The organism is Micromonospora endophytica (assembly GCF_003236305.1).
Lineage (GTDB): Bacteria > Actinomycetota > Actinomycetes > Mycobacteriales > Micromonosporaceae > Micromonospora > Micromonospora endophytica.
Genome location: NZ_POTX01000390.1, coordinates 1 through 3496 on the forward strand (window position 1 = coordinate 1; position 3496 = coordinate 3496).

The window sequence follows — 3496 nt, forward strand, 5'->3', positions numbered from 1 at the left end:
CCACGGACTGCTCAGGCGTTGCCGGTACGCGGTAGCGTCAGGCGGTTCACGAACGTCACCAGGTGCCCGAGGAGTACGGTGAGTAACCCCCAGCCCCCGCACGGGCCACACGACCCTTACCAGCCGAATCTCCCGCCGCAGCCGGGTGACCCGTGGGCCCCGAGCCAGCCGGCGCCCGGTACCCCACCGGACAGTGTCTGGGCCGCCCCGCCGCCGGCCGCCGCCGGCGAACCGCAACCCGGCGTGCCCAGCGACCCGCCGCCACCCATCTCGGGCACGCCGTACGTTCCGGGTGACGCCCCGCAGGCGGCCGGCCCGTACCCACCGGCCGGCCCGTACCCACCGGATGGGCCGCAGCCGCCCGGGGTGTATCCCCCGCCGTACCCAGCGGTCGGCGGTTTTCCGCCGGGCGGGCCGTACCCAGGTGTCGGGGGTTATCCGCCGGGCGGGCAGTATCCGCCCGCCGGGGAGTATCCGCCGGGCGGGCAGTATCCGGCCGGTGGGTCGTATCCGGCCGATGGGTCGTATCCGCCAGGCGGGGGATATCCGCCAGGCGGGGCGTACCCACCGGGTGGTTATCCGCCAGGCGGGCCGTACCCGCCTGGCGTGCCGTATGGGCCGCCGCAACCGACGGGCGGTGGCGGCGGTAAGACGGTCCTGATCGTGGTGATCGTGGTGGCGGTCGTGGCGCTGCTCTGCTGCGTCGGCGGCATCATCGCGCTCGTCGCCGGCTTCCAGCAGACCAGCGACCAGGTTCCCCGGGCGCAGGCCACCTACGCTGCGCCGAATCTGCCGAGTCCGCCGAGCACGCCCACGCCTATCGCGCCGCGCACCCCGGCCACGCCTACCCCTTCGGCCGATCGCGGCGAGACGTTCAACATGGAAGCCGGTGACACCCTGGTCATCACCGACAGCGACGGCACCGTCGAGATCACCGTGACGAGGTTCCGTACCGTGCGGGAGGGTTGCCAGTCGTTCGCGCCGAACCCGCAGCAGGGGCGGTACCTGATCGCCGAGGTGACGGCCACGGTGACCAAGGGCACCGGTTCGATCAACCCGTTCTTCTTCACCTGGGTGGCCGAGAACGGCAGCACGGTCAACGGGCTGGTCGGTGCCCTCTCCGGCTGCGGGGAACCGCTCGGCGCGGGAAACGACCTGCGGGCCGGCAGCAAGCGTTCCGGCACCGTCGTATTCGACGTGGCCGACACTCGGGGTGTGCTGGAATACCAGCATCTCTTCGAGACCGCCGGCTCCTGGAAACCGTGACCGAAGCAGCACCGAACGCGACGGGTGACCGGCGCAACTGTCCTGAATGGACCTCGCTACACTCCGCCCGGTGATCAACAAGAGATGGCCGTCAGCCGTCCTGCTCGGACTGCTGGCGGCGACCACGTTGGCCGGCCCGGTGCCGGCATTCGCCGCCGACGACGACAGGGCAGAACCCGTGGCCGAGCCGCCCCGGGTCCAGTTGGTGCTGGATGTGAGCGGCTCCATGCGGGCCGCCGACATCGACGGGCGCAGCCGGATCTCGGTCGCGCAACAGGCGTTCGGCGAGGTGGTCGACGCCCTGCCCGACGAGACCCAACTGGGCATCCGGGTGCTCGGCGCCACCTACCAGGGCAAGGACAAAACGGAGGGCTGCCGCGACACGCAGCAGATCGTGCCGGTCGGCCCGGTCAACCGCTCGGCAGCCAAGGCCGCCGTGGCCACGCTGCGCCCCACCGGCTTCACCCCGGTCGGGCTCGCCCTGCGGGAAGCCGCCAAGGATCTGGGCACCGGCAGCACCGCCCGACGCATCGTGCTGATCACCGATGGCGAGGACACCTGCGCCCCGCCGGACCCGTGCCAGGTCGCGCGGGAACTGGCAGCGCAGGGCACCACGCTTGTGGTGGACACCCTCGGCCTGGCACCGGACGAGAAGGTCCGCAAGCAACTGCTCTGCATCGCCGCCGCCACCGGCGGCACGTACACGGCGGCGAACAGTGCCAGTGACCTGACCGACCGGCTCAAGCAGTTGGTGGACCGGGCCCGTGACACGTACGCCACCACGCCGTCGAAGGTCGAAGGCACCCAGGCGTGCCCGGACGCGCCACTGCTCGCGCCCGGCGTCTATGCCGACCGGGAGACCTTCTCCGAGCACCGCTGGTACCGGGTGCCGGTGCGGCCGGGTGAGGAACTGCGCGCCTCGGTGAGCGTGGCGCTCGACCGCCCGGTCAACCTGGATCACGGCGTGCTGCTGCGGGCCACCGCCGCCGACGGCCGGGAGTTGGTCCGTGGCGTGGACGCGGGCAGTGGACGAATCGACGTGGTCTCGGCCGGGCTGCGTTGGTCCGCCGGAGCCGACGACGAGGGCGACGAGGGCGACATGGCGTCCGCCACGCCCACGCCGCCCACCGTCACCACCGTCTGCCTGGTGGTCAGCAACATGTTCGCGCCGCAGTCGGGCACCGCGAAGAACCCCGGCATGCCTGTCGAGCTGACCGTCGACGTGGTCGCCGCGTCACCCACCCCGGACGGCCCGGACCTGGGCCGCGGCTGGGTGTTGCTGCTCCTGCTGACCGTGGCCGGCCTGCTCACCGGGCTCATCGCTGGCTGGCTCACCCGCTGGTGGGTGGCCACCTGGAGGGATAACTGATGATGCGTACCCGATCGACCACCCGGACCACCGTGCGGGCCGCCGGCGCCGCGCTGACCCCGGCCGCGCTGCTGGCCGCCATCGCCCTGACCCCCGCCGCGGCCCTGGCCGCCCCGGCTCCGGCACTCGCCACGCCCGTGCTGGCCGCGCCGAGCGGCGGGCCGACTCCCTCGCCCGGTGCCGCCACCGTGACCAAGGCCGGCACCTCCTTCCTGAGCGCCACCCCGGTCGCCGCCGGCCAGCCGGTTCGGGTGGGCGCGTCGACAGGTGAGTACCTCTACTGGTCGTTCCCGGCCGAGGCTGGCGAGACCCACGAGATCACCGCGTCGGTTTCCCTCGCCCAGGACCGCACCGGCACGTCGACCTGGAGCGTCGAGGTCTTCGACGGGCTGCGCCGCCGCCAGGCGTGCACGGCCGGTGCCCAGACTCCGACCGCCGACGCCTCGGCGAGCACCGTCGCCATCGGCTGCACCCTGCGCCGCGTCCGGCCCTGGGCCGAACCCTGGTCGGCCGACCCGCTGCCCGGCACGTACTACGTCCGGCTGACGGTGGTCGACGTGCCGGAGCCCGACCTCGGCCTGCCGATCAACGTGGACCTGCTGGTCTCCACCACCGGGGACGCCGACACCTCGGAAGAGGACGGCAAGCTGGAGGCCCCGCTGGTGCCGCCGACCAAGGCCGGTGAGGTGCTGGACTCGGTGCCGACTGTCGCGCCGGAGGACGAGGACGACGGCTGGAACCTGGACCTGACCGGCTGGCTGCCCGAGGCCGGTTCCCGCTGGGTCTGGACCACCATCGGCGGCATCCTCGCCGCGGTGGCCGGCGTCGTCGGTTTCGCCCTCACCCGCCGCCCCTCCGCCG

3 protein-coding genes are annotated in these 3496 nt (G+C 72.9%); all 3 read left to right on the forward strand.

Features of this window, described 5'->3' with window-relative positions:
- Nucleotides 1-606: 606 nt before the first annotated feature.
- Complete coding sequence (locus C1I93_RS32125; protein WP_220039614.1) at nt 607-1266, forward strand: DUF4352 domain-containing protein; 660 nt, start codon at nt 607-609, stop codon at nt 1264-1266.
- Between the two features lie 70 nt (nt 1267-1336).
- Nucleotides 1337-2635, forward strand: a complete 1299-nt coding sequence (locus C1I93_RS29540) for a VWA domain-containing protein (protein ID WP_420811764.1) — start codon at nt 1337-1339, stop codon at nt 2633-2635.
- Between the two features lie 68 nt (nt 2636-2703).
- The coding region (locus tag C1I93_RS29545; protein ID WP_438819598.1) for a peptidase at nt 2704-3496 on the forward strand (793 nt) is incomplete at its 3' end.